The following is a 25232-nucleotide window of genomic DNA, read 5'->3' as shown; positions in this document are numbered from 1 at the left end:
AACCTCCTTCAGGCGATGCGGCGCAGCGATTCCCGTGCCGCCTCGGCCAGTTGCACGAGCAAGGGCGTCACCGGCTCTTCGGCCTGTTCCGCGGCGCGCAGGCTGTCCAGCAGGTCATGCCCCGGCAGGGTCAGGCTACGGGCGATAAGCATCGGCTCGCCGTCCCAGGAGTGTTCCAGTTCGCACTCGACCAGACCGGCCTGATGCAGCAGGTGCAGGTGATATTTGACCGAATCCAGATCGTGCCCGGCCAAGGGAGCAGGCTCGTAGCAGTGGCCGTATTCGCGACCTTCGATCTCCAGCAGCAGTGCCCTGATCAGTTGCTTGTCTCTCTTCATCGTGATTTCCCTCCTCAGGCATCACCAGCTAAGGGTCCGTGCGGCCGCGCTTAGTTCAACCTTTCTCGCCGCAGAAAGGCTGAACTCGGCGGCAACGGATGGCTCACAACTTCAGGTTCCACAAACCACAAGGGAGGCTTCGGATGATCGCCAAAGCCACAGCACTGTTGATCGGCTGCCTGCTCGCCCCCCTGGCGCTGGCCGAGGGCTGCCACATCCTCACCCAATCCTCCAGCCCAGGCGTAGCAGCGGTGGAAACCGAGAGCTGCTACGAGTTCCAGGGCATGCCTGCCGGCACGATCAACTGGTCGTGCAGCAACGAGAGCCAGGAAACCCTGGGCACCCGCCAGGAAAAGGTCGCCAAGTGCGACGCCGGCTACGTGGCCAGCTGCCGTGCGGCCATCACCCAGGAGACCCTGGCCAACCACCGGTCCTCCAGCTCCAACCCGCCGGCCAACGAGCCGAACGTGCCGGACGACGCCAAGGTGGTCACCTACTACTACGACCTCGACGACCCGACCCAGGCCAAGAACGACTGCGAGAAAGGCGGCGGCACCTGGGAGCAGCGTTAAGCTCCCAGGCCGGCTGAAGCCCTACTCGACGGGCGAAAGCAGCAGTACGCCCAGCGGCGGCAGATCGAGATTCAGCGACTGCGGCTGGCCGTGGGCCGACTCCACCGAGCACTCCAGATCGCCACGGCTGCCGGCGCCGGAGCCGAGGAAGTGTTCGTCGTCGCTGTTGAGTAGCACCCGCCAGCGTCCACGACGCGGCACGCCGACGTGGTAACCGGCGCGCGGCATCGGGGTGCAGTTGAGCACCACCAGCAGCGGTGTCTCGCCATCGGCCTGACGCAGCCAGGCGAACACGCTGTTGCGCTGATCATCGCCGATCAACCAGCGAAAGCCCTCTGCCCGCCCGTCCAGGCGATGCAGCGCGGGATACTCGCGGTACAGCCGGTTGAGTTCGCGCACCAGACGCTGTACCCCGGCGTGCTCGGCGAAGCGCAGCAGGTACCAGTCCAGTTGCTGGTCGTGATCCCACTCGCGCCACTGGCCGAACTCGCAGCCCATGAACAGCAGCTTCTTGCCTGGGTGCATCCACATGTAGCTGAGGAACAGGCGCAGGTTGGCGAACTGCTGCCAGCGGTCGCCCGGCATCTTGCCCAGCAGCGAGCCTTTGCCGTGCACCACCTCGTCATGCGAGATGGGCAGGATGAACTGCTCGGAGAAGGCGTAGATCAGGCCGAAGGTCAGCTGGTGGTGATGGAAGCTGCGGTGCACCGGGTCCTGCTGGATGTAGGCCAGGCTGTCGTGCATCCAGCCCATGTTCCACTTGTAGGCGAAGCCCAGGCCGCCCTCGGCGCTGGGCCGGCTGACGCCTGGCCAGGCAGTGGACTCCTCGGCGATCACCAGCGCGCCGGGCGCCTCGCTCGCCACCACTTCGTTGAGATGACGGAGGAACTCGATGGCCTCCAGGTTCTCGCGGCCACCGTGGCGGTTGGGAATCCACTCGCCCTCCTTGCGCGAATAGTCGCGGTAGAGCATCGAGGCCACCGCGTCTACGCGCAGGCCGTCGATGTGGAAGGTACGCAGCCAATGCAGCGCCGAAGCCAGCATGAAACCGTGCACCTCGATGCGGCCGAGGTTGTAGATGAAGGTGTCCCAGTCCTGGTGGAAGCCCTCGAACGGGTGCTCGTACTCGTACAGCGCGGTGCCGTCGAAGCGCGCCAGGCCGTGCTCGTCGGTGGGGAAATGCGCCGGCACCCAGTCGAGGAGCACGCCGATGCCGGCCTGATGGCAGGCATCGACGAAGGCGGCGAAGTCGGCCGGCGAGCCGTAGCGTGCGGTCGGCGCGAACATCGACAGCGGCTGGTAGCCCCAGGAGCCACCGAACGGATGTTCCATCACCGGCAATAGCTCGATATGGGTGAAGCCCATGTCCAGCACGTAGGGAATCAGCCGCTCGGCCAGCTCGGCCCAGCTCGGCGGGCGTTCGTCGACATGCTGCCAGGAGCCGGCATGCAGCTCGTAGATGCTCAGCGGCCGGTCGTGGCCCTGGTGCTCACAGCGCTTGGCGAGCCATTCGTCGTCGTGCCAGTCGAACTGCAGCGGCGCCGCGACGCGCGAGCCGGTGGCTGGCGGAGCCTCGCCCTGCAGCGCCAGCGGGTCGGCCTTCAGCGGCAACACACCCTCGCTGCCGAGAATCTCGTACTTGTACACCTCGCCCACCGCCAGGCGCGGGATGAACAGCTCCCAAACACCGCTCGGGTAGCGCAGGCGCATCGGGTGGCGCCGGCCATCCCAGCCGTTGAAGCCACCAACCACCGAGACCCGCCGGGCATTCGGCGCCCACACGGCGAATCGCACGCCAGGCACGCCGTCGATCTCCATCGGCTGGCCACCCAGGCATTGCCCCAGCTGGCGATGATTGCCCTCGGCGAACAGGTACAGGTCGATCTCGCCAAGCAGCGCGCCGAAGGCATAGGGGTCCTCGACCTCCTGCTCGCCATCGGGCCAGTGGATGCGCAGGCGGTACGGCTGCGCCTGCGGCAGGGACAGGCTGAACAGCCCGGCCGCGTCGTCCAGCTGCATGGCGCCGAGCACCTCGCCGCTGTCCTTGGCGAGCAGCTCCACCGCCAGCGCGCCGGGTAACCAGGCCCGCACCAGTGGCCCGCGCTCATCGCGCTGCGGACCGAGGAAGGCAAACGGATCGCCGTGTTCGGCGCGGCGCAAGCGTTGCAGATCGTTCATCGACCATGTCCCTGCAGTTGGTGAAGCAACTCCAATAGTCCACTCAGCGGCACGCTCAGCCATTCCGGACGGTAGGCGGCCTCGTAGAGCACTTCGTAGGCCGCCTTCTCCAGGCTGAACAGCGCCAGCGCGGCGCCCTCGCCTTCGCGCGCATGCCATTCGTGTGGTAAGTCTGCGGCGGCCAGGCGATAGGCGTCGTAGAAGGCGGTGCGTGCTTCGCCGCGGTAGCGCGCGACCAGCTCCTGGCGGCGCTGCTGCGCCTCGGCCGAAGAGTCGGCGCCCGGCGCATTGCGCAGTGCCACGGCCGCGGCGTAATCGAAGGAGCGCAGCATGCCGGCAACATCCTTCATCGGGCTGTGGCGCTGGCGGCGCTGCTCCAGCGGCCGGCTCGGCTCGCCCTCGAAATCGATAAAATAGGCATCGCCCTGCACCACCAGCACCTGGCCCAGATGCAGGTCGCCGTGCACACGGATGCGCACGCCACCGGCGGCCAGGCTGGCCAGGTCGCGGATCAGGCGCTGCAGTTCCTCGCGCTGCTGCAGCAGGCCATCCAGTTCGCGCGCCTGGCTGTCGTCGAGCTTGTCGCGGCCCTGCTGCAGGGCATCCAGCGCCTGCTGCAGCTGGGTGGCGATGGACTCACTCCATAGCGCGCAGTCCTGCTCGTTGCTCGGGCGCACGCCGAAGTCCGGGTCGTCGCTGGGCTGGGCCAGCACCAGGTGCATCTCGCCCAGGCGCCGGCCCAGTACGCCGGCGAAGGTCCGCAGCTCGGTCAGCGCGTCGTACGAGCTATCGATCATGCTGCTGCCGCCACTCAACTCATCGCGCAGCACCCGCTCCAGATTGTTCAGGGTCCAGCTCCAGGCATCACCCTGGTTGCCCAGGTAGCCCTGCAGGATCATCAGGGTATGCGGTTGGCCCTGGGCATCCACCCGGCGCACCTCGCCGAGCATAGGCGCAACGTTGGCGTAGCCGTGCGCGGTGAGGAAGCCGCCCATCTCCGCTTCCGGATGCACGCCCGGGAACAGCCGACGCACCAGCTTGAGCACCATGCGTTCGCCGATGATCAGCGAGCTGTTCGACTGCTCGGACGAGATCACCTGCACCTCTTCGCCGGCCACTGCCTGGTAATCGGCAAAATTGACCGTAGCCAGGAAGTGGATCTCCTGCCCCTCGCCCTGCAGCACCTGGCGGCTGTGCAGATGGGCGAGCACCTCGTAGGTGAACTCCGGCAAGGCGAAGGCATCGGTCAGCAGGCCGACCTGGCGCCCGCGGCGCAGGCGCGCCAGGGCCAGCTGCTGCGGTAGCGGGTTGCCGCTCGGGCGCTCGTCGACATAGGCCAGCGGCAGCTGGTAGCGCTCGCCGTCCAGCGCCACCTCGGCCAGCGCGCCCAGGTCGCCGAAGGGCAAGGCGTAGACCAGGCTAGGCGCCGCGCCACTGTCGGCTGTAGCACTGAACCAGCGGCGCTTGCCCAGGTAGGCGGTCAGCACGTCGTGCTCCAGCACCTTGCGCGCGGGCGCCTGCACCAGCTCCTGCAGATCGCGTTTGATCACCAGGGTCGGCAGCTCCGGCATGCGCTCCACCGGCGCTTGGTGCCAGCTGGGCATCTGCGAGGCATCGGCCAGGTAGAACCAGTAGAAGCCATAGGGCGGCAGCGTCAGCAGGTAGGTCATCTCGCCGATCGGTGGGAACGAAGCGCCGCCGACCATCTCCACCGGCACGCGGCCGTCGTAGGCCGCCAGCTCCAGCTCCACCGCCTGGGCTGCACGCGACAGGTTGGCCACGCAGAGAATGCTCTCCTCGCGGCCATCGGCGCCGCGGAATTCGCGCAGGTAGGCGAGGATGCGCCGGTTGCTCGGCGCCAGCATCTTCAGGCTGCCGCGGCCGAAGGCCTTCTGCTGGCTGCGCACGGCGAGCATGCGGCGCATCCAGTTGAGCAGCGAGTGGGCGTCGCGCGCCTGCGCCTCGACGTTGATGGTCTGGTAGCCGTACAGCGGGTCCATGATCGGCGGCAGCACCAGGCTGGCCGGGTCGGCGCGGGAGAAACCGCCGTTGCGGTCCATCGACCACTGCATCGGCGTGCGCACGCCATCGCGGTCGCCGAGGTAGATGTTGTCGCCCATGCCGATCTCGTCGCCGTAATACAGCACCGGCGTACCCGGCATCGACAGCAGCAGGCTGTTGAGCAGCTCGACCCGACGGCGGTCACGCTCCAGCAGCGGCGCCAGACGCCGGCGAATACCCAGGTTGATCCGCGCGCGGTGGTCGGCGGCATAGTAGTTCCACAGGTAGTCGCGCTCGTCGTCGGTGACCATTTCCAGGGTCAGCTCATCGTGGTTGCGCAGGAATACCGCCCACTGGCAGTTTGCCGGGATGTCCGGGGTCTGCCGCAGGATGTCGGTGATCGGGAAGCGATCCTCCTGGGCGATGGCCATGTACATGCGCGGCATCAGCGGGAAATGGAAGGCCATGTGGCACTCGTCACCCTCCTCGCCTTCGCCCATGCCGCCGAAGTACGGGCGGGTGTCCTCCGGCCACTGGTTGGCCTCGGCCAGCAGCATGCGGTCGCTGTAGCGCTCGTCCAGGGCGGCGCGGATGCGCTTGAGCACCACGTGGGTCTCGGCCAGGTTCTCGTTGTTGGTGCCGTCGCGCTCGATCAGATAGGGAATCGCGTCCAGGCGCAGGCCGTCCACGCCCATGTCCAGCCAGTAGCGCATCACCCCGAGCACGGCGCTGAGCACGCGCGGGTTGTCGAAGTTGAGGTCCGGCTGGTGCGAATAGAAGCGGTGCCAGAAGTACTGGCCGGCGACCGGGTCCCAGGTCCAGTTGGACTTCTCGGTATCGAGGAAGATGATGCGCGTGCCGGGGTACTTGTCGTCGCTGTCCGACCAGACGTACCAGTCGCGGGCCTTGGAGCCCTTCTTGGCGCGACGCGCGCGCTGGAACCAGGGGTGCTGGTCAGAGGTGTGGTTGATGACCAGTTCGGTGATCACCCGCAGGCCGCGCTTGTGCGCCTCGGCGATGAAGCGGCGCGCATCGGCCAGGGTGCCGTAATCCGGGTGCACGCCCTTGTACAGGGCGATATCGTAGCCGTCGTCGCGCCGTGGCGAGGGGTAGAACGGCAGCAGCCAGAGGGTGTTCACCCCCAGCTCGGCGATGTAGTCGAGCTTGTCGATCAGCCCGGCGAAGTCGCCGATGCCGTCGTTGTTGCCGTCGAAGAACGACTTCACGTGCAGCTGGTAGATCACCGCATCCTTGTACCACTGCGGATCGTCGAGAAATGCTTTGGCTCGGGCCATGCGTAACTCCTCTCAGCGCACCGGGCGTACGCGCCAGATGCCGAATGGCAGGTGCCAGGGTTCTATGCGCATCCACTGCACCTTACCGTGCCAGGTCCAGCGATGGCCGTTCATCAGGTCTTCGCCCTCCAGCGCCGCGTCATCGGGCAGGCCGAACTCCCATAGCGGCAGTTCGAAGCTGGCCTCGTGGGCGTTGTGCGGGTCGAGATTGATGGCGACCAGGATGAAGTTGTCGCGTTCAGCAGTACGCTTGCCGAAGTACAGGATGTTGTCGTTCCAGGCGCTGTAGGCCTGGAAACCGAGATGGCTGTGCAGCGCGGGGTTGTCGCGGCGGATCTGGTTGAGCCGGCTGATCTCGCCGACGATGTTGCCCGGCGCGTGGTAGTCGCGCACACGCAGCTGGTACTTCTCCGAGTCCAGGTATTCCTCCTTGCCCGGCACCGGCGCCGCCTCGCACAGCTCGAAGCCGGAGTACATGCCCCACAGTCCCGAACCCATGGTGGCCAGCGCGGCGCGGATGAGGAAACCGGGGCGCCCGGAGCGCTGCAGGAAATACGGATTGATGTCCGGCGTGTTGACGAAGAAGTTCGGCCGATAGCACTCGCGCCAGGGCGACTGGTTGAGTTCGGTGAAGTACTCGGCCAGTTCCTGCTTGTTGTTGCGCCAGGTGAAGTAGGTGTAGCTCTGGGCGAAGCCGAGCTTGCCCAGGCGCGCCATCATCGCCGGGCGGGTGAAGGCCTCGGCGAGGAAGATCACCTGCGGATGCAGGTGCCGGGTCTCGGCGATCAGCCACTCCCAGAACGGCAGCGGCTTGGTGTGCGGATTGTCCACGCGAAACAGGGTGACGCCCTGCTCCACCCAGCCCAGCACCACCTCCAGCAGCGCCATCCACAGGTCGGGCACCGCAGCCTCGGCATAGAAGTCGACGTTGACGATGTCCTCGTACTTCTTCGGCGGGTTCTCGGCGTGGCGGATACTGCCGTCCGGACGCCAGCTGAACCAGCCCGGATGCGCCTTCAGCCAGGGATGGTCGGGCGAGCACTGGATGGCGAAGTCCAGCGCCACCTCCAGGCCATGTTGCCGGGCGGCGGCAACCAGCTCGCGGAAATCTTCCATGCTGCCCAGCTCAGGATGTACCGCATCATGCCCGCCGTCTTCGGCGCCAATCGCGTAGGGGCTGCCGGGATCTCCCTCAGCGGCCTTGAGGCTGTTGTTCGGCCCCTTGCGATGGGTACGGCCGATGGGATGGATGGGCGGAAAATACAGCACGTCGAAGCCCATCGCCGCGATGTCTGGCAGGCGCCGCTGCACGTCGCGGAAGGTGCCGTGACGCTGCTCATCGCCACTCTCCGAGCGCGGAAACAGCTCGTACCAACTGGCGAACTGGGCCAACTGGCGGTCCACATCCAGGCGGTAGACCGCGCTGCGCACCAGATGCGGGCGATGCTCGGCGCGCCGCAGCAGATCGCCGGTGGTCGGATCGAGCAATAATGCTACTCGCTGGTCAGCGCTCTGGCAGTCGGCCAGGCGTGCCAGCAATTCGACGAAGCGTTCGGCCAGCACCGCCGGCGCTTCCGCGCCGATGCTGCGGACCAGCTGCTCGCCTTCCTGCAGCTCCAGCACCACCGACACGCCTGCCGCGTACTTCTTCTTCAGCTCGTACTGGTAGCTGGCATAGATGTCCTGCCAGGACTCGATGATGAACTCGATCAGCCCGCAACGCTGCGGCACCAGCCAGCCTTGCCACTGGTCGTTGCCCAGTGCGCGCATCGGTTCGCGATGCCACTGCTGCTCACCCTGGGCACGCCAGAGCAGGGACGCTGCGAGCTGGTCATGGCCGTCGGTGAAGATCACCGCCTTCACTGCCTGCGCTGCATGCTCCAGGCACTTGGCGGCGAAGCGCCCGTTCTCTATCTGCGGCTGCACCGCCTCGATGGCGATACGCGCGGAGGCGGCGGCGCGGCTGGCACTGCCAAGGGCTTCTGCGTGGCGAATCGATTGCATCGCAACGAGGCTCCTCGAGTCTGGAAGGAAGATGACTGGGGCGAATGCCCTGGAGTTTCCGAGCCCGGCGCGCCGGCAAAAGTTCAGGCTGCGTTACAGCGGGACTCCATCGGCGTAGAGCACGCCGCGCTCCGGGTGGATGTCGAGAATGGCCTGCAGCATGCGCTCGGCGGCGCTTTCGGCCTCGCGCTCGCAGACGCAGTTGGGATCGAAGACCCAGAGCACCATGACCTGGCCGTCATAGCGCTTGGCCTGGTACTCGATCAGGCCGACGAAACCGGCGCCGCTGTACATGGAGTCGGTCCAGGCCGTGCAGTGTTCGAACTCGCGAAACATGGGGGGTCCTCAGTGCGGAGGCGTTTTCTTGTCGGAGGGTTCGATCAGCGGCAGGGTGTGCAACACGATCAGCGCGAACAGCACCCCCAGCAGCGCCGTGCCCTCGTAACCCAGGCCAACGGTGATGCCGACTGCGGTGCTGAACCACAGCGACGCCGAGGTGGTGAGGCCCTTGATCTGGCTGCTGCGATCACCCTTGAGGATGGTGCCGGCGCAGAGAAAGCCGATTCCGGCCGCGATACCTTGTACGACGCGACTCAGCGCGTCGTGTTCCGCACCATCTAGCTGCAGGGGCATGACGAACAGCGTCGCGCCCAGGGTGACCAGCATGTGCGTGCGCAGGCCGGCGGCCTTGCCCTTGGCCTCACGCTCGAAGCCAAGCAGGCCGCCGAGCAACGCGGCCATCATCAGACGCAGGGCGGCGCTGAGCATCTGCTGGGTCTGGCCGAAATCGGCGAACTCCTCGCGCAGCGCGGCAGCCAGGTAATCACTCAGCTCCATTGGCGCCCCGGCTGCGGACGCAGGCTGAACAGCACGGACTCATCGACTGGGTGACGAAAGCGTCGAGTGCCGCAGCGGCTGCAGCATTCGTGCAGCAAGGTGCGCCCACCCAAACGCCGGCCCTTGGCGCTGGCCCGCAGCCATTGGCAACCGGAGATCAGACATAACAGGGTCATGGCAGCTCACTCTCTAGACTCTCTAGAGAGTGACTGCGGCGCTCGGCCTAAGGTTTGGGAAAAATTCGAACTAACGCCAGGGCGGCGCTTCTCTACAGAACAGGCCGCATGTCGCGGCGCCAGTGGAGAACAGCCATGCCACGCGGAAGCAAAGCCAAGTACACCGAGAAACAGAAGCGCAAGGCGCAACACATCGAAGAGAGCTACGAAGCCAAGGGCGTGCCCGAGGCAGAGGCGGAAGCCCGGGCCTGGGCCACGGTGAACAAGCAATCGGGCGGCGGTGAACGCAAAGGCGGCTCGGGGCAAACCACCAGCGAGCCAGCCAAGCAGGCGGCGCGCAAATCCTCGGCGCGCCGCGCCGTGGCCACGCGCAAGGGTACCCCGCGTCCAGGTCACCGCCTGGAACTAATGAGCAAGCAGGAGTTGCTTGAGCTCGCCCGCAAGCGCGAGATTCGTGGCCGTTCGAGCATGCGCAAGGATGAACTGCTCGCCGCGCTGCGCTGATGGTCTCGCCAGCAGGCATGCCCCATCGACTACCAGACGATGGGGCTGCTGACCTCAGGCCGGAGTAGCTTCCTGCTCCAGCTCCTTGCTCACCAGAGCTAGCTGGCGCTCCTTGCGGGTCTTGTAGAAGTGCTCGAAGCAGAAATTGCTGGCCGCCAGGTAGCCCTCCGCTGAGCCACAGTCGAAGCGCTGCCCCTGGAACTTGTAGGCCAGCACGCAGCCCTGCTGTGCCTGCTTCATCAGCGCATCGGTGATCTGGATCTCGCCGCCCTTGCCCGGTGGCGTTTTCTCCAGCAGGTCGAAGATGTCCGGGGTCAGGATGTAGCGGCCGATGATCGCCAGGTTGGACGGCGCGTCCTCGGGCTTGGGCTTCTCCACCATCTTGTCGACACGGAAGATGTCATGGCGGATCGCCTCGCCGGAAATGATGCCGTACTTGCCGGTTTCTTCCGCCGGCACTTCTTCGATGGCGACAATCGAGCAGCGGAACTGGTTGTACAGCTTGACCATCTGCATCAGCACGCCGTCACCGCCCGGATTGAGGCAGAGATCGTCGGCCAGCACCACGGCGAAGGCCTCGTCACCGATCAACGGGCGGCCGGTGAGGATGGCGTGGCCGAGGCCCTTCATGGCGATCTGCCGGGTATAGGAGAAGGTGCAGTTGTCGATCAGCCGACGGATGCCACGCAGCGCGTGCTCCTTGTCGGTGTTGCTGATCTCGTGCTCCAGCTCGTAGCTGATGTCGAAGTGGTCCTCCAGCGAGCGCTTGCCGCGCCCGGTGACCATGGCGATCTGGTCGAGCCCGGCGTCGAACGCCTCCTCCACCCCATACTGGATCAGTGGCGTGTCGACCACTGGCAGCATCTCCTTGGGCATCGACTTGGTGGCGGGCAGAAAACGGGTACCGTAGCCAGCTGCGGGAAACAGGCATTTCTTGATCATCTTGGTCATCACCGAGTCGAGTCAATTACACATTGCTGACTCGCTGCGTTGCTCGGCGGTTCAAGTGATTTTTCCGCAAGCCCCGTCGCCCTACTCGCGCCAGCTACGAGTGACGGTGAGCACCACAGCGGCGATGCGCTCCACCGCCTCGTATCCAGGCTCGAGCAACTGCTCGCCGAACACGTCCGGGTCCATCTCGCGATAGCTCCACAGGAAGTCGCCTTCGGCCAGGGTGTTCTTGCAGTACTCCAGCAGCGGATCGCGCCCGGCGACCATCGCCACGCCGGTGTACAGCAGTAGGCAGCCGCCGGGGGCCAGCTGCGCCAGTGCCTCGTCGATGATCGCCAGCGCCAGCCCCGTACCCAGCTCCCCGCCACCGTCGCGGTACACCCTCCCTTGCGGGTCGAGCATGTAGGGCGGATTGCTGAGGATCAGGTCGAACTGACCGCCGATGGAGGCCAGCAGATCACTGCGCAGGGTACGCAGATTGCCGATGCCGGCCAGCCGCGCGTTGACCTCGGTGTATTCGAGGGCCAGCGGGTTGATATCCACGGCCAGCACCTCCGCTGCCGGGCACGCCCGCGCCACCACCAGCGCCCCCGGCCCGGCGCCGCAGCCGATATCCAGCACCCGATGCAACCGCTCGGGCTGATGCTGACGCAGGTGCTGCCCGATGGCCTGGGCGAAACGGTAGCTGTCGGGACCGAAGAACACCGCATCGGCCTGCAGCGTGGGATAGCACGAGTGCACGTAGAGCTCGTCATCCAGGCTGGACCAGCGCACCGTGCTGAGCCAACCGCCTTCCAGCTCACGCAGCACCCCGGCGCCTTCCATCAGGCCGAACAGCTCCTCGCCCACCGTGTCGCGCTGGAACGGCCGGCTCCAGCCGAATACCCCAGCCAGATCGGTTGCCCAGGCGCTCTGCGGCCGCGCGTTGACGCGTTGCTGGGTGAGTGGCGTGACGCTGGTGAAGCGGTAGGCCCGGGCGTGCAGCGCCTGGCCGAGGTGGAGCAACGGGCGATTGAGGCGGGTCATGGTCAGCAGTAGCTCGCAGAGAAAAGACGGGTGGCCAGTAGCCCGGCCGGGCTGTGGTGCAACGCCGGGGTCATCAGCTGGATCAGTTGCTGGGCGCGCTGTGCTGGCGCCAGCCCTTCCAGCTGCGCCAGCAGCGCACGCGCCTCGCTGGCCAGGTCGCCCAACGCTTCGGCCGGTTCGCTGGAGCGCTGCCGGCGTAACGACATCGCCGCTTCGGCGGGCCGCCAATCCCCGGCAATCCAGTCGTGCAGCAGTTGCCGCTCATAGGCGCTGAACACGCCGAACATGGCCGCGCGAGAGCCGTCGACCAGGCGCCAGAAGTGGCTGTCGCCCGGGTCCTGGTGGCGGCGTACCCAGCCGCGCGCCTGCAGCGCCGCAAGAAAGCCGGGCATGTTCCCCGGCACAGCCAGCCACTGGTTGATCGTGCGGCCTTCGAGCCGGCAATGGTCGGAATGCACCATGCCGGCGATCTGCCGTTTGCGTTCGAGCATCGCCACTAGCTCGCGCTGCAGGTCGAAATCCGCGATCACCCGCGTGCTGCCCAGGCCCAGCTGATTGAGCCGGTAGCCTTGGCTGACACGCTGCAGGAAGGCCTGGCGATCCCCCACCACCGGCAGGTTGTCCTGCAGCGCCTGCACCGCGCGCTGGGCATGGCCGCAGCTGGCATTGTCGATGGTCACGTGCAACTGGAAGTAATAGGGATCGATGCCCAGCTCGCGCAGCTCGTAGGTGCAGATCAGCAGGTGCAGCGGCAGCTGTTCGTAGCCCAGGTTGTAGCCGATCAGCTCGGGCAGGTAGCGCTCGGCCAGCTGCCCCAGGGCCAGCTGTTGGGCGCCCTGGATATAGTGCGCATCGCTCAGCCCGCCGAGTTCCTCGCAACCGTTCTCGGCCAGCAGCTGGCGATACAGCAGCACATGGTTTTGCGCCGGCACGCCGTTACCCAGCTCCTCCAGATAGGTCTGGATCAGCGGCTGCAGGCGCGTCTCCTGCCAGTGCGGCAACAGCCCGTGCAGCCAGGCGCCGTCCACCAGTTTGGTCGGCGCCACGGCGCGCAGAAAATACAGGGCATGGGACAGATTGCCGAAGTAGCGGCGCGGCGCACCCTGCTTGCGTTCCTCCAGGTAACTCGCGTACGCCTCGGTAGTGCGCCGCGCCTCCACGCGTACCCAGCTGAGCATTTGCCAGGGCTCCGCCGGCAGGTCGCAGGGCAACATCTCGGCCAGCGCTAGCTGGGTGTCGAGAAAGTCTGCAGCGCGCGCCAAGGCGGCCGTGTCGGGCTGCGCCTGCAACAGCGCCTCATAGGTATCGCGTACCGGGCGGCAAGCCACCGCGGCCAGTGTGCTGGTCGGGCTCATCATGCTCCTGGCTTCCTGGCTGTTATCACTGGGAGTGCCCTGGCCGCACAAAGATTCCGCCTGCGAGATGAACTCCAGGCTGGCGCCGTCCGTCCCTTGAACAGGAGGACGCCATGCCACAACACGCCCTGAGCTTCGGTATCGAGGAAGAGTTCCTGCTGGTCGACCTGGCCAGCCGCGACGTCGTCCGCCAGCCACCCGCCGCCCTGCTGCCAGCCTGCCGCGAGGAATTCGGCCTGTGCCTGGCCGAGGAAATGTTCCAGAGCCAGTTCGAGCTGGTCAGCCCCATCCTGGAGAGCCTGGATGAAGGGCGGGCCTGGCTGCAGAACTCGCGGCAACGCCTGAACTCGCTGACCCGCCGCCACGGCATCGGCCTGCTGGGCGCCGCCAGCCACCCCTTCGCCGACTGGCGCGAACAGTTGCCCAGTGATTCGCCGCACTACCGCAAGCTGTTCGCCGACCATGGTGATATCGCCCAACGCAGCCTGGTGTCCGGCCTACATGTGCATGTCGGGGTGCCCAACGAGTACGACCGGCTGCGGGTGATGAATCGCCTGCTCGGCTGGCTGCCGCTGCTGCTGGCGCTGAGTTGCTCGTCGCCGTTCTGGGGTGGCCGCGACACCGCTATGGCCAGCTATCGTCGCTGCCTCTGCGGCGAGTGGCCGCGCATGTGCCTGCCTGAACCGCTGCCCGATCAGCAATCCTTCGATGCCTACGTCGGCCTGCTGTTGGCCGCCGGCGCGCTGCAGAGGCGCGGTGATATCTGGTGGTTCATCCGCCCCTCGGCACGCTTCGCCACCCTGGAGCTGCGCATCGCCGACGCCTGCCCGCTGGTGGAAGACGCGCTGTGCATCGCTGGCCTGTTCCGCGCCCTGGTGGCCTGGGCGCTGGATGCCGAGGATGACGCGCTGGGCGGCCTGCAGCGCTTGCTGTTGGAGGAAAACTACTGGCGGGCCAGGCGCCTGGGCTGCAGCGCCCGCTTTCTCGATGCGCAAGGCCACGGCGAGGTGAGCGCCAGCGAGTGGCTGGCACAGCTCGAACGCCTGGTCGGCACGCAAGCAGCGCCCGAAAGCTTCCGCCAGGCTGAACGAATACTGCGTGAGGGCGGCAGCGCCCAACGCCAACGCCAGGTGCTACGAACGGCGCAGGCAGCCGGGCTGGGCGAGCGGCAGGCTCAGCAGGCAGTGGTCGACAGCCTGCTCGAGGAAACGGCTCGTGTGCAGACCGCCGCGCCCCGCTCGCCCCAGGAGGTTCTCGCCTCCGCTACGCCGCTTGGCGGCTGAGGGTCTGCTTCAAGCTGCGCCGACGCTCTTCCATCTGCGCGCCGAGCTCTTCCAGCTTCTGCTTGCCCAGCAGTTCGGCGGCCCTGGGGAACATGTCGCTCTCCTCCTCTTCCAGGTGGTGATCGAGCAGTTCCTTGAGCACCTTGGCGCGGCCGGAGAAGGACACCGACGACGGCGCGGTCTTGAACAGGTCCGGCAATACCAGCGCATCGACGGTGCGGTGCTCTTCCTTGGCCTCGGCGAACATCACCGCCTCTTCCTTGCCCCCGGCCTTCTGGATGGCCGGGTAGAAGATGGTCTCCTCGATGTCGGTATGCACGCTCAGTTCGAGTTGCAGGCGGGCGATCAGGTCGCGGCGCGTCTTCACCGCGCGCTCGGTGGTGGCGGTGAGTTTTTCCAGCAGTTGGCGGAACAGTTGGTGATCCTGCTTGAGTAGCTCTACGGCATTCATGGTGTTCTCCAGGCTATACGGTCATGGGGTCCGCAGGCGGACATAAGCAGTGACTGCAAGGGCCGCGATCGAGTTCGCCTCGCATGCGCTCGGGCCATTTTTCTGAACCCATTTCCCTGAACTATGCCGCGCCAGCGGCCTTCTATGGGAGGGACACGGACAGAAGGAGCCGCCCATGTTCAGCCACGCCTCACCCCCAACAGCCAAGCGCAGCAACGGCCTGAGGCACTAGGCGTGGCAGGTGGTCTACTGCTGCTGGCTCGTGCTCTCGGCCTGCTGCTGACCCTCAGCGGTATCGCCCTGATCGCTGCGGCCCTGCGCCATGCCGAGATGCAGCCGGCACTGCTGCCGCTCTACTGCGGCCTGGCCCTGCTACTCGGCGGAGTTCCACTGTTGCTGCGCCGCAGTGAAGCCCTGCTGTTCTACGCCCTGCTGATCGTGCTGGCCGGGCTGTGGGCGCTGATCGAGCCGGGCATCAATGGGTGGCAGCTGTTGCCGGGGCTGGTGCTCTGGTTCGCCCTCGGGCTGCTCCTGCTGCCGATCAACCAACTGCTCGCCCGGCTAGCGGAGGACAAACCATGATCGACGCCTGGCTGGACCTGCTGCCCTGGCCGGAGGCCCGCACCCTGCTGGTGGCGCTGCTGGTCGCGCTCATCGCCAGCCTGGTGATGCACTGGGCGCTACGCCTGCTGGTGCGACTGGCCCAGTCATTGCCGTTCGCCGCCGAAATGCTGCAACGCGCACGTGACCCGCTGCGCCTGCTGATCCCCCTGTTCGGCGTGCAGATGGTGGTGAGCAGCGCGCCGGATGACCTGCTGCTGATCGACGGTGCCAGGCGCCTGGTATCGCTGGCGATGATCGCCGCCTTCACCTGGCTGGGGCTGCGCGCCGCCGATGCCATCCAGCGGGTGATAGTCGCGCGCCATCCGGTAGACGTGATCGACAACCTGCAGGCACGGCGCATCCACACCCAGACCCGCGTGCTGGTGCGCACCCTCAGCGTGTTCGTGGTGATCTTCGGCGCCGCCTGCATGCTCATGACCTTCCCCGCCGCACGCCAGTTCGGCACCAGCCTGCTCGCCTCCGCCGGCCTGGCCGGACTGGCGGTGGGTTTTGCCGCCAAGCCGGTGCTGGGCAACCTGATAGCCGGCTTGCAGATCGCCCTGACCCAGCCGATCCGCCTGGACGACGTGGTCATAGTCGAGAACGAATGGGGGCGCATCGAAGAGATCACCGGCACCTACGTGGTGGTGCGCGTCTGGGACGACCGCCGCCTGGTGGTGCCCTTGCAGTGGTTCATCGAGCACCCGTTCCAGAACTGGACGCGGCGCACCTCATCGCTGACCGGCGCGGTGGTGTTCTGGGTCGACTATTCGACGCCGCTGGAGCCGCTGCGCAAGGAGCTCGAGCGCCTGTGCGGCGAGGCCCGGCATCTGTGGGATGGAAGGGTCAGCGTGCTGCAGGTGGTGGACGCCGGCGAGCGCGCCATCCAGTTGCGCGTACTGGTCAGCTCGCTGGACTCGTCGCGCAACTGGGACCTGCGCTGCTACCTGCGCGAGAACCTGGTCAATTTCATCTGCGCCCAGTACCCCGGCTGCCTGCCGCAGTTGCGCGCCTCGGTGGGCAGCGCCTCGGGCATCGACCTGGTGGAGCAGCAGCCGGAGGGCAATGTGGTGGAGGCCGAGCGCCAGCCGCCCGTCTAGAGAATGCGCAGCCGCTCGTAGTAATACGGCAGCTGCAACAGCGCATAGCGCGCGGCGGCATAACGCACCTCGTTGCGTTCGCCCTCGAACTTCAACGTCTCGCTGATCACGCCCTCGTGATCGTTGACGCGCATGGCGCAGGCGAAACACTGCACGCCATCCATGGACCCATCGGCCTCCGCCAGTCCGGTGTTGGCCAGGGCGATATCGGCATGACCCATCTTCAAGGCGCCGAGGGCCATCTCGCGCGCCACTTCCTCGCTGGTCAGGCCGAAGCGCTCGATGGTCATCTGGTTGACGCCCAGGCATATCTGCTTGGCCTCCGGCGAATAGACCACGAAACCGCTGTCGAGCACCCCGCCGCTGCCGGGAATCTCCGCCATCAGCGAAGCCATCAGACCGCCGGTGCAGGACTCGGCGGTGCTCAGGGTCAGGTGGTATTTCTCCAGAAAACTCACGACCTGTACGACGCTTTGCATCTGCTCGACCTCTCTGCGACGGGCTCTGTTCTTGCCCTAAGGGGGAGGCTCCCGCGCGCGCAAAGTTCAAGTTTCCCGCCCCGCGGGCCAGACGGCTCCCAGCACAAAAAAAGTCGAAACTTTCGGCCAAGCCCGCCACTCAGGGAAAGAGTATGGGGTTGTCGGTTCACCAGCAGGCGACGCCAGTCGGCCATCTCGCCGGCGTGGCCAGCTTGCCTTGCTCACAACCCCATGCGCTGCGGCGACTGCCGCCTCATCTCACAGGGAGAACGCCATGGGAAACGCTGCAGTGACCGCCCGCATCGACTCACACGCCATGAATCAAGCTCCGCGACATCCCCAACTGCACGTCGAGAGCCTGCGTGAACAGAAGAAGCGCATCCTCTTCGTCAGCTCCGAGTTCGCCGACCTGATCAAGGTCGGCGGCCTGGGTGACGTATCCGCGGCACTGCCCCGGGCCCTGCAGGCCTACCACGACGTGCGTGTGCTGATCCCCGGCTACCGCCAGGTACTCGAGAGCGGCCAGCAGATTCGCATCGTCGGCGAAGTGAGCGGCATGGCTGCCCTGCCGCCGTGCAAGATCGGGCGCATGGACCTGGCCGACGGCCTGATCGTCTACGTGCTGATCAATCCCGAGCTGTACGAGCGCGACGGCACTCCCTACGGCGACACCCAGGGCCGCGACTGGCCGGACAACCACATCCGTTTCGCCAGCCTGGGCCTGGCCGCCGCCGAGATCGCCAGCGGTACCGCCTGCATCCGCTGGTGCCCGGAGCTGGTCCACGCTAACGACTGGCCAGCCGCCCTGGCGCCGGCCTACATGGCCTGGCGCCAGGTCAACAGCCCGACCGTGCTGACCATCCACAACCTGGCCTATCAAGGCCTGTGCGAGATCACCAGCAATGCCGAGCTGGGCATTCCCGCCGACGCCTGCGGCAGCGACGGCATGGAGTTCTACGGCAAGCTGTCGTTCCTCAAGGCCGGCATCGTCTACGCCAACCACGTGACCACGGTGAGCCACACCTACGCCGAGGAGATCACCACCCCCGACTTCGGCTGCGGCCTGGACGGCATGCTGCGCGCCAAGGTCGATGCCGGCCAGCTCAGCGGCATCATCAACGGCATCGACGAGAGCTGGGAGCCGCGCAGCGACTCGCATCTGGTGCAGGGCTTCGGCATGCGCCAGTGGCAGGGCAAGCGCGCCAATGCCGAGTACGTCGAGCGCATGTTCGGCCTGGATGCCGACGACGGCCCGCTGTTCGCCGTGGTTTCGCGCCTGGTCCAGCAGAAAGGCATCGACCTGACCCGCAGCGTTGCCGAGGAAATCGTTGCCCAGGGTGGCCGTCTGGCGGTGATCGGGCGCGGCGAGCCGGAACTGGAAGCCGCCATGGCCGAGCTGGGCCGTCACCATCCGGGGCGCATCGGCGTGCATATCGGCTTCAACGAGACGGACGCACGACGCATCTTCGCCGCCAGCGACTTCCTGCTCATGCCCTCGCGCTTCGAACCCTGCGGCCTCAGCCAGATGTACGCCCAGCGCTTCGGTTCGCTACCCATCGCGCGCCGCACCGGCGGCCTAGCCGACACCATCGAGGATGGCGTCACCGGCTTCCTGTTCCGCGAGCCGACCGAGGAGAGCTATCTGGAGGCCGTGCAGCGCGCGCTCAACGTCTATCGCCACCCCGAACTGCTCGATGCCATGCGCTGCCGGGCCATGGCGGCGCCGCTGTGCTGGCAGGATTCGGTGGAGCCCTACGATCGCCTCTACCAGCAACTGCTGGGCGCCACCCAGGCGATGGCGGCGGACCCGCTGTGATGTATCGCCACGGCGCCCAGCGCCTGCAGGAGCGCACGCTGTTCCGCCTGTGGGCACCCGACTGCCGCGAGGTGCAGCTGGAGGCCCAGGACGGCTCGCTGTACCCGCTGCAGGCACAGGCCGATGGCTGGTTCGAGTTGGAGCTGGCCTGCCCGGCGGATAGCACCTACCGCTTCGTCATTGATGGCGAGCAGCGCGTGCCGGACCCGGCGTCGCGCCGTCAGTTCGGCGATGTACATGGCTTCAGCCGCGTGGTCGAGCACCAGGCCTATGAGTGGCGCTACCCGAGCTGGCAGGGCCGGCCCTGGCACGAAACCGTGCTCTATGAACTGCACGCAGGTCTGTGCGGCGGCTTCCAGGGCATCGAGACGCTGCTGCCGCACCTGACGCAACTGGGCGTCACCGCCATCGAGCTGATGCCGCTGGGTGAGTTTCCCGGCCGGCGCAACTGGGGCTACGACGGCGCACTGCCCTTCGCCCCGGACGGCAGCTACGGCAGCCCCGAGGACCTCAAACACCTGATCGACAGCGCCCACGGCCAGGGCCTGATGGTTTTCATCGACGTGGTCTACAACCACTTCGGTCCCGAGGGTAACTACCTCGGCCATTACGCCAGCAGCTTCTTCCGCGAAGATCGGCAGACGCCCTGGGGCGCGGCCATCGACTTCCGCCGCCGCGAAGTGCGCGACTTCTTCATCGAGAACGCGTTGATGTGGCTGCTCGACTACCGCGCCGACGGCCTGCGCCTGGACGCGGTGCACGCCATCGATGACGACGGTTTCCTGATCGAGTTGGCCGAGCGCGTGCGCGGTGCCGTGGCACCGGGCCGCCACGTGCACCTGGTGCTGGAGAACGAGCACAACCGCGCCGAGTTGCTGCGCCGCGGCTTCGATGCGCAATGGAACGACGACGGCCACAACGCCCTGCACGTGCTGCTGACCGGCGAGCGTGAGGGCTACTACGCCGATTTCGCCAGCGACCCAACCGCCCAGCTCGCCACCTGCCTGAGCCAGGGCTTCGTCTACCAGGGCCAGGCCAACCGCCACGGCACGCCGCGTGGCGAGCCCAGCGGTGACCTGCCGCCGAGCGCCTTCGTGCTGTTCCTGCAGAACCATGACCAGGTCGGCAACCGCGCCTTCGGCGAGCGCCTGGCGGCCATGGCCGATGAGGACGCGCTCAAGGCGGCCACCGTGCTGCAGCTGCTCGCGCCGATGGTGCCGCTGCTGTTCATCGGCCAGGAATGGGGCTCGATCCAGCCCTTCCTGTTCTTCACCGACTACCACGATCAGTTGGCCGAAGCCGTGCGCGACGGCCGCCGCAGCGAGTTCGCCGAGTTCTCGCGCTTCGCCGATCCCGCCCAGCTGCAGCGCATTCCCGACCCCAACGCCGTCGCCAGCTTCGAGCGCTCGCGCCCCGACCTCGATCCTGTGGCCCAGCCCCGCCAGCGCGAATGGCTGAGCTTCCACCGACGCCTGCTGCGCCTGCGCCAGATTCACGTGGCTCCAGGGCTACCCGGCGCTCGTTCGATCGGCGTGGAGGTACTGGCCCCTGGCGCGCTGATCGCCAGCTGGCGCCTGGGCAATGGCCAGGTGCTGCGCATCGACCTCAACCTGGGCGACAGCGCAATAGAGACCGGCGCCCGCTCCCAGGCCGCCGAGCCGCTGTGCGCCTACCGCATCAATGACGAGGAATACCGCCGCGGCCTGCTGCCCGCGCGCAGCGCGCTGGTCACCCTGGAGGTGACGCCATGAGCGATGCTCTGCTGGCCGAACTGGCCAACGCCGCGGGCATCGACATCGACTGGGTGGATGCCAACGGCCGAGCGCAACGGGTCAGCCCGGAGGCGCAGCGACGTCTGCTGGAGTCACTCGGCCATCCGGCGCAGAGCGAGCAGCAGATCCGCGACAGCCTGGAAGCCCTGCAGCAGCGCGAGCACGCCGCCCTGATGCCAACGCTGCTGACCATGGAACTGGGCGGCCAGCTGCGCTTGCCAGGGCACGGGGCGAATACCGCCTACAGCCTGACGCGCGAGGACGGTCAGGTATTCAGCGGCCACCTCGACGGCCAGGCCGACCTGCCCTCGCCCGAACACCCTGGCTACTACCGGCTGGAGATCGGCGCCGCGCAACTGACCCTGGCGGTGGCCCCCACGGCCTGCCGCAGCGTGCAGGAACTGTGCGGCAAGCCACGGGCCTGGGGACTGAGCGCGCAGCTGTACGGCCTGCGCCGGCATGGCGACGGCGGCCTGGGCGACACCCGCGCCCTGGAGAATCTGGCACGCCACGCCGCCAATCTCGGCGCCGATGCACTGGCGATCAGCCCGGTGCACGCGATGTTCGCCGCGGCGCACGACCACTACAGCCCCTATTCACCATCCAGCCGGCTGTTCTTCAACGTGCTGCACGCAGCGCCCGCCCAGTTGCTGGGGAGCGAGGCGGTGAGCCGCGCCATCGCCAGCTGCGGCCTGCAGGATGAAATGACGCGCCTGGAACGCCTCGAACTGATCGACTGGCCGGCAGTGAGCGAAGCGCGGCACCGCCTGCTCAGTCAGCTCTACCGCGACTTCCGCATTCTCGACGGCGCCCTGCTCGGTGACTTCGTCGCCTTCTGCGACGCCGGCGGCGACGCCCTGCTGCAACACTGCCGCTTCGAGGCCCTGCACGGGCACATGCTGCGCTGTGGCGAATCCGGTGACTGGCGCCAGTGGCCCCAGGCGCTGCGCGATCCGCATGGTTCGGCGGTGCGCTCCTTTGCCGTCGACTATGCCGACGAAGTCGGCCTGCACGCCTTCGGCCAATGGCTGATCGCCCACGGTCTGGAAAGCGCGCAGACCGTGGCCGGCGGCGCCGGCATGGGCATCGGCCTGATCGCCGACCTGGCGGTGGGCGCCGACGCGGCCGGCAGCCAGGCCTGGACGCGCCAGACCGAGTTGCTCAGCGACGTCACCGTGGGCGCGCCGCCGGACATCCTCAACCGCAACGGGCAGAACTGGGGCGTCGCCGCATTCTCCCCCGAGGGCCTGCGCCGCCATGGCTTCCGCGCCTTCATCGAGATGCTGCAGGCCAACCTGGCGCATGCCGGCGGCATCCGCATCGACCATGTGATGGGCCTGCAGCGCCTGTGGGTGATTCCACGGGGCGGGCAGCCGCAGGACGGCGCCTACCTGCGTTACCCGCTGCAGGACCTGCTGCGCCTGCTGGCCCTGGAGTCGCATCGCCACCGCGCGCTGGTCATCGGCGAAGACCTCGGCACGGTGCCCGCCGGCCTGCGCGAAGAGCTGGCGCGGCGCAACATCCTCGGCATGCGCGTGCTGCTGTTCGAACAGCACGACGGCCGTTTCATCGCGCCGCAGCACTGGCCACGCGATGCCCTGGCCACCAGCACCACCCACGACCTGCCGAGCCTGGGCGGCTGGTTCGTCGGGCGCGATATCGACTGGCGCCTGCGCGCCGGCCATAGCCAGCCGGAGCGCGAGGCCGACGACCGCGCCGAGCGCCAGCGCGAAACCGCAGCCCTGCAGCAGGCCCTGAGCGAACGCGGCGGGCAGCACGCCGCCGATAACCCGCAAGAGCGCCTGAACGCCTGCATCGACTACCTGGCCAGCACCCCGGCGCCGTTGGTATTGCTGCCGCTGGAGGATGCCACCGCCCAGGACGAGCAGCCCAACTTGCCTGGCCCCGGCGACATCCACCCCAACTGGCGCCGGCGCTATGCCCTGCCCGCCCGTGAACTGCTGGAGCAGCCGGATACCCATCAGCGCCTGAGCCGCCTCGATGCGGCGCGTCGGGAGACCGGCAATGGCTGATCTGCGCGCCACCCTGCGCTTGCAATTTCACCAGGGTTTCACCCTGCACGACGCGGTGCCGCTGGTGCCCTATTTCTCGCGCCTGGGCATCAGCCATATCTACGCCTCGCCGCTGCTCACCGCGCGGCCGGGCTCGATGCACGGCTACGACGTGGTCGACCCGACCCGGATCAACCCCGACCTGGGTGGCGAACCGGGGCTGATCCGCCTGGCCGAGGCCCTGCATAGCCGCGACATGGGCCTGATCCTCGACATCGTGCCCAACCACATGGCCGTCGGCGGCGACGCCAATCCCTGGTGGCTGGACCTGCTGGAATGGGGGCAGAACAGCCCCTTCGCCAAGTTCTTCGATATCCAGTGGAATTCGCCCGACCCGCTGCTGACCGGTCAGCTGCTGGTGCCCTTCCTGCGCTGCGACTACGGCGAGGCATTGAGTAACGGCGACATCGCCCTGCATTTCGACCGCGAGCGCGGCAGCTTCTACGCCCAGCACTTCGAGCACCGCCTGCCGATCACCCCGCCCAGTTATGGTGAAATCCTGCGCGGCGCCGATGACCCGACGCTGAGCGCCCTGGCCAAGCGCTTCGATGCCCTGCAGGGCGATGCCCAGGCCTGGCGCAAGGCCCCGCAGCTGTGCGCGGAACTGGCCGAGCTGGGCCGCCCGGAAGTCGGCGGCGCGGCGATTCCCCGCGCGCTGGAGCGCTACAGCGGCGATGACGACGCGGACCTGCAGCGCCTGCACCTGCTGCTCGAACGCCAGCATTACCGGGTCGCCAGCTGGCGCACCGCGGCCGACGACATCAACTGGCGGCGCTTCTTCGACATCAACGAGCTGGGCGGTCTGCGCGTCGAACGCCCGGAGGTGTTCGAGCTGACCCACGGCAAGATCTTCCAGCTGATCGAACAGGGCCTGGTCGACGGCCTGCGCATCGACCATGTCGACGGCCTGGCCAATCCACACGCCTACTGCCGGGCCCTGCGCCGGCGCGTCGAGCACCTGCTGCAGAAGCGTCCGCAACCCATGAACGGCGGGCAATTTCCGATCTACGTGGAAAAGATCCTCGGTAGCAACGAGCAGCTGCCGCGCACCTGGGGCGTGGACGGCAGCACCGGCTACGACTTCATGAACCAGCTGTCGCTGCTGCAGCATGATCCGCGTGGCGAGCAGCCGCTGCGCGAGCTGTGGGCGCAGCTGAGCGGACGCCCGGCGGACTTCGCCGAGGAAGTGCTGGAGGCCCGCCGCCTGGTGCTGACCGGCTCGCTGGCCGGCGATCTGGAGGAAGTTACCCAGGGCCTGCTGCAGGTGGCGCGCAACGATATCGCCACCCGCGATCTGACCCTGGGCTCGATCCGCCGTGCGCTGCTGGAGCTGATCGTGCACTTCCCGGTCTATCGCACCTATGTCGGTGGCGCCGGCCGCTCCGCGCAGGACCAGCGGGTCTTCGAGCAGGCCCTGGAGGGCGCGCGCCAGACCCTGGCCGAGGCCGACTGGCCGCTGCTGGAGCACCTCGACCGCTGGCTCGGTGGCCAGCCGCTGCACGAGTTGCCACCGGGGCGCCCACGACGACTGCGTGCCCGAGTACTGGCGCGTTTTCAGCAACTGACCTCGCCGGTGGCGGCCAAGGCCGTGGAAGACACCGCCTTCTACCGCAGCGGCCTGCTGCTGTCGCGCTACGACGTGGGCTTCGATGCCGAGAACTTCAGCCGCCCGGTCGAACACTTCCACCAGCTCTGCCAGGAGCGCGCGCAGCAGTTTCCCGACGCCCTGCTGGCCAGCGCCACTCACGACCACAAACGTGGCGAAGACAGCCGCGCACGCCTGGCCGTGCTCAGCGAACACGCCGCCTGGTACACCGAGCGTGTGCGCCACTGGCAGCAACTGGCAGAGCCCTTGCGCCGCGATGACGCGCCCAGCGCCGGCGAAGCGCTGGTGCTGTACCAGACCCTGCTCGGCAGCTGGCCGCTGGAGCTGGCAGCGGACGACCACCCCGGCCTGCAGAGCTACCTGCAACGCCTGCTCGAGTGGCAGCGCAAGGCGCTGCGCGAGGCCAAACTGAATAGCAGCTGGAGCGCGCCGAACGACGCCCACGAAGCGGCCTGCGCGCAGTTCCTCGAACGCCTGCTGACCGCTCCCGAAGGGCACGAGCTGCGCCAGGAGCTGGCCTTGGAAGCCAACGCCATCGCCCCGGCCGGCGCGCTCAACGCCCTTGCCCAGTGCCTGCTGCGCCTGACCGCCCCCGGTGTTCCGGACCTGTATCAGGGCGCCGAGTACTGGGACTTCAGCCTGGTCGACCCCGACAACCGCCGGCCGCCGGACTTCGCCGCGCGCATGCACTCGCTCAGCGGCCTGGAAGAGCCCGCCGAGCTGCTGCGCCACTGGCGCGATGGGCGCATCAAACAGTGGCTGCTGGCCAGCGTGCTGGCCATCCGCCACGGCCGCCCGCAGCTGTTCGCCCGT

General features: G+C 67.3%; 21 protein-coding genes. 9 read left to right on the top strand and 12 right to left on the bottom strand.

All coding sequences use genetic code 11. From position 1 onward, the window contains the following. Positions 1 to 8: 8 nt before the first annotated feature. On the bottom strand, positions 9 to 338 hold the full coding sequence (locus tag IP89_RS01925; protein WP_052080917.1) for a DUF2513 domain-containing protein: 330 nt from the start codon (positions 336 to 338) through the stop codon (positions 9 to 11). A gap of 143 nt (positions 339 to 481) precedes the next feature. On the opposite strand from IP89_RS01925, the gene IP89_RS01920 reads away from it, so the two are divergent. Next, the gene (locus tag IP89_RS01920) at positions 482 to 910 is read left to right on the top strand and encodes a hypothetical protein (RefSeq protein ID WP_043307247.1); all 429 of its coding nucleotides are present in this window, start codon (positions 482 to 484) and stop codon (positions 908 to 910) included. Positions 911 to 931: 21 nt separating this feature from the next. On the opposite strand, the gene glgB is transcribed toward IP89_RS01920, so the two are convergent. The 6 genes from glgB to IP89_RS23235 all read right to left on the bottom strand — a co-directional run bounded on the left by glgB (position 932) and on the right by IP89_RS23235 (position 9401). After that, the gene (gene glgB, locus IP89_RS01915) at positions 932 to 3088 is read right to left on the bottom strand and encodes a 1,4-alpha-glucan branching protein GlgB (protein WP_043307245.1); all 2157 of its coding nucleotides are present in this window, start codon (positions 3086 to 3088) and stop codon (positions 932 to 934) included. After that, positions 3085 to 6384: a maltose alpha-D-glucosyltransferase gene (gene treS / locus IP89_RS01910; protein ID WP_043307244.1), complete on the bottom strand. Its 3300-nt coding sequence runs from the start codon at positions 6382 to 6384 to the stop codon at positions 3085 to 3087. The genes glgB and treS overlap by 4 nt, the downstream gene beginning before the upstream one ends. 12 nt (positions 6385 to 6396) lie before the next feature. Next, positions 6397 to 8388, bottom strand: a complete 1992-nt coding sequence (locus tag IP89_RS01905) for an alpha-1,4-glucan--maltose-1-phosphate maltosyltransferase (RefSeq protein ID WP_043307243.1) — start codon at positions 8386 to 8388, stop codon at positions 6397 to 6399. Between the two features lie 93 nt (positions 8389 to 8481). After that, on the bottom strand, positions 8482 to 8724 hold the full coding sequence (locus IP89_RS01900; protein WP_043307242.1) for a hypothetical protein: 243 nt from the start codon (positions 8722 to 8724) through the stop codon (positions 8482 to 8484). A 9-nt stretch (positions 8725 to 8733) separates the two neighbouring features. Continuing rightward, positions 8734 to 9225: an MgtC/SapB family protein gene (locus IP89_RS01895; RefSeq protein ID WP_043307241.1), complete on the bottom strand. Its 492-nt coding sequence runs from the start codon at positions 9223 to 9225 to the stop codon at positions 8734 to 8736. Next, complete coding sequence (locus IP89_RS23235) at positions 9216 to 9401, bottom strand: PSPA7_2676 family Cys-rich small protein (protein WP_156114964.1); 186 nt, start codon at positions 9399 to 9401, stop codon at positions 9216 to 9218. Before IP89_RS23235 ends, IP89_RS01895 begins: the two co-directional genes overlap by 10 nt. Positions 9402 to 9536: 135 nt before the next feature. Between IP89_RS23235 and IP89_RS01890 the strand changes: the two genes are divergently transcribed. Continuing rightward, positions 9537 to 9905 carry a Rho termination factor N-terminal domain-containing protein gene (locus IP89_RS01890; RefSeq protein ID WP_043307240.1) on the top strand — a complete coding sequence of 123 codons (369 nt, stop codon included), beginning with the start codon at positions 9537 to 9539 and terminating at the stop codon, positions 9903 to 9905. A gap of 54 nt (positions 9906 to 9959) precedes the next feature. Here the strand turns inward: IP89_RS01890 and galU are convergent, their stop codons facing one another. From galU to IP89_RS01875, 3 genes are all read right to left on the bottom strand, one after another. Beyond that, positions 9960 to 10847, bottom strand: a complete 888-nt coding sequence (gene galU, locus IP89_RS01885) for a UTP--glucose-1-phosphate uridylyltransferase GalU (RefSeq protein WP_052080929.1) — start codon at positions 10845 to 10847, stop codon at positions 9960 to 9962. Between the two features lie 90 nt (positions 10848 to 10937). Next, positions 10938 to 11882, bottom strand: a complete 945-nt coding sequence (locus IP89_RS01880) for a class I SAM-dependent methyltransferase (RefSeq protein WP_371261928.1) — start codon at positions 11880 to 11882, stop codon at positions 10938 to 10940. Between the two features lie 2 nt (positions 11883 to 11884). Next, positions 11885 to 13237: an iron-containing redox enzyme family protein gene (locus IP89_RS01875; RefSeq protein WP_043307570.1), complete on the bottom strand. Its 1353-nt coding sequence runs from the start codon at positions 13235 to 13237 to the stop codon at positions 11885 to 11887. A 113-nt stretch (positions 13238 to 13350) separates the two neighbouring features. On the opposite strand from IP89_RS01875, the gene IP89_RS01870 reads away from it, so the two are divergent. After that, a complete protein-coding gene (locus tag IP89_RS01870; RefSeq protein ID WP_081963137.1) occupies positions 13351 to 14520 on the top strand; it encodes a carboxylate-amine ligase in 1170 nt (389 codons plus the stop codon). Here the strand turns inward: IP89_RS01870 and IP89_RS01865 are convergent. After that, entirely contained in the window at positions 14501 to 14971 is a 471-nt protein-coding gene (locus IP89_RS01865; RefSeq protein WP_043307239.1) for a hemerythrin domain-containing protein, read from the bottom strand. The genes IP89_RS01870 and IP89_RS01865 overlap by 20 nt on opposite strands. Before the next feature lie 234 nt (positions 14972 to 15205). On the opposite strand from IP89_RS01865, the gene IP89_RS01860 reads away from it, so the two are divergent. Further along, positions 15206 to 15553, top strand: a complete 348-nt coding sequence (locus tag IP89_RS01860; protein ID WP_043307238.1) for a hypothetical protein — start codon at positions 15206 to 15208, stop codon at positions 15551 to 15553. Beyond that, entirely contained in the window at positions 15550 to 16674 is a 1125-nt protein-coding gene (locus IP89_RS01855) for a mechanosensitive ion channel family protein (RefSeq protein WP_052080916.1), read from the top strand. Before IP89_RS01860 ends, IP89_RS01855 begins: the two co-directional genes overlap by 4 nt. Here IP89_RS01855 and IP89_RS01850 read toward each other — a convergent pair. Next, positions 16671 to 17153, bottom strand: coding sequence for a CinA family protein (locus IP89_RS01850; protein WP_043307237.1), 483 nt, complete (start codon positions 17151 to 17153; stop codon positions 16671 to 16673). The genes IP89_RS01855 and IP89_RS01850 overlap by 4 nt on opposite strands. A 316-nt stretch (positions 17154 to 17469) precedes the next feature. On the opposite strand from IP89_RS01850, the gene glgA reads away from it, so the two are divergent. The 4 genes from glgA to IP89_RS01830 form a co-directional block, all read left to right on the top strand. Next, positions 17470 to 18969, top strand: coding sequence for a glycogen synthase GlgA (gene glgA, locus IP89_RS01845; protein ID WP_256203093.1), 1500 nt, complete (start codon positions 17470 to 17472; stop codon positions 18967 to 18969). Continuing rightward, the gene (treZ, locus tag IP89_RS01840) at positions 18969 to 20720 is read left to right on the top strand and encodes a malto-oligosyltrehalose trehalohydrolase (protein ID WP_043307235.1); all 1752 of its coding nucleotides are present in this window, start codon (positions 18969 to 18971) and stop codon (positions 20718 to 20720) included. Before glgA ends, treZ begins: the two co-directional genes overlap by 1 nt. Further along, positions 20717 to 22774, top strand: coding sequence for a 4-alpha-glucanotransferase (gene malQ / locus IP89_RS01835; RefSeq protein ID WP_043307234.1), 2058 nt, complete (start codon positions 20717 to 20719; stop codon positions 22772 to 22774). Before treZ ends, malQ begins: the two co-directional genes overlap by 4 nt. Further along, a partial coding sequence (locus IP89_RS01830; RefSeq protein WP_043307233.1) for a malto-oligosyltrehalose synthase occupies positions 22767 to 25232 on the top strand: 2466 nt, incomplete at its 3' end. The genes malQ and IP89_RS01830, both read left to right, overlap by 8 nt.

Source organism: Pseudomonas sp. ML96 (assembly GCF_000761545.1).
Classification (GTDB): Bacteria; Pseudomonadota; Gammaproteobacteria; order Pseudomonadales; family Pseudomonadaceae; genus Aquipseudomonas.
This window is presented reverse-complemented; position numbering and strand designations above follow the sequence as displayed.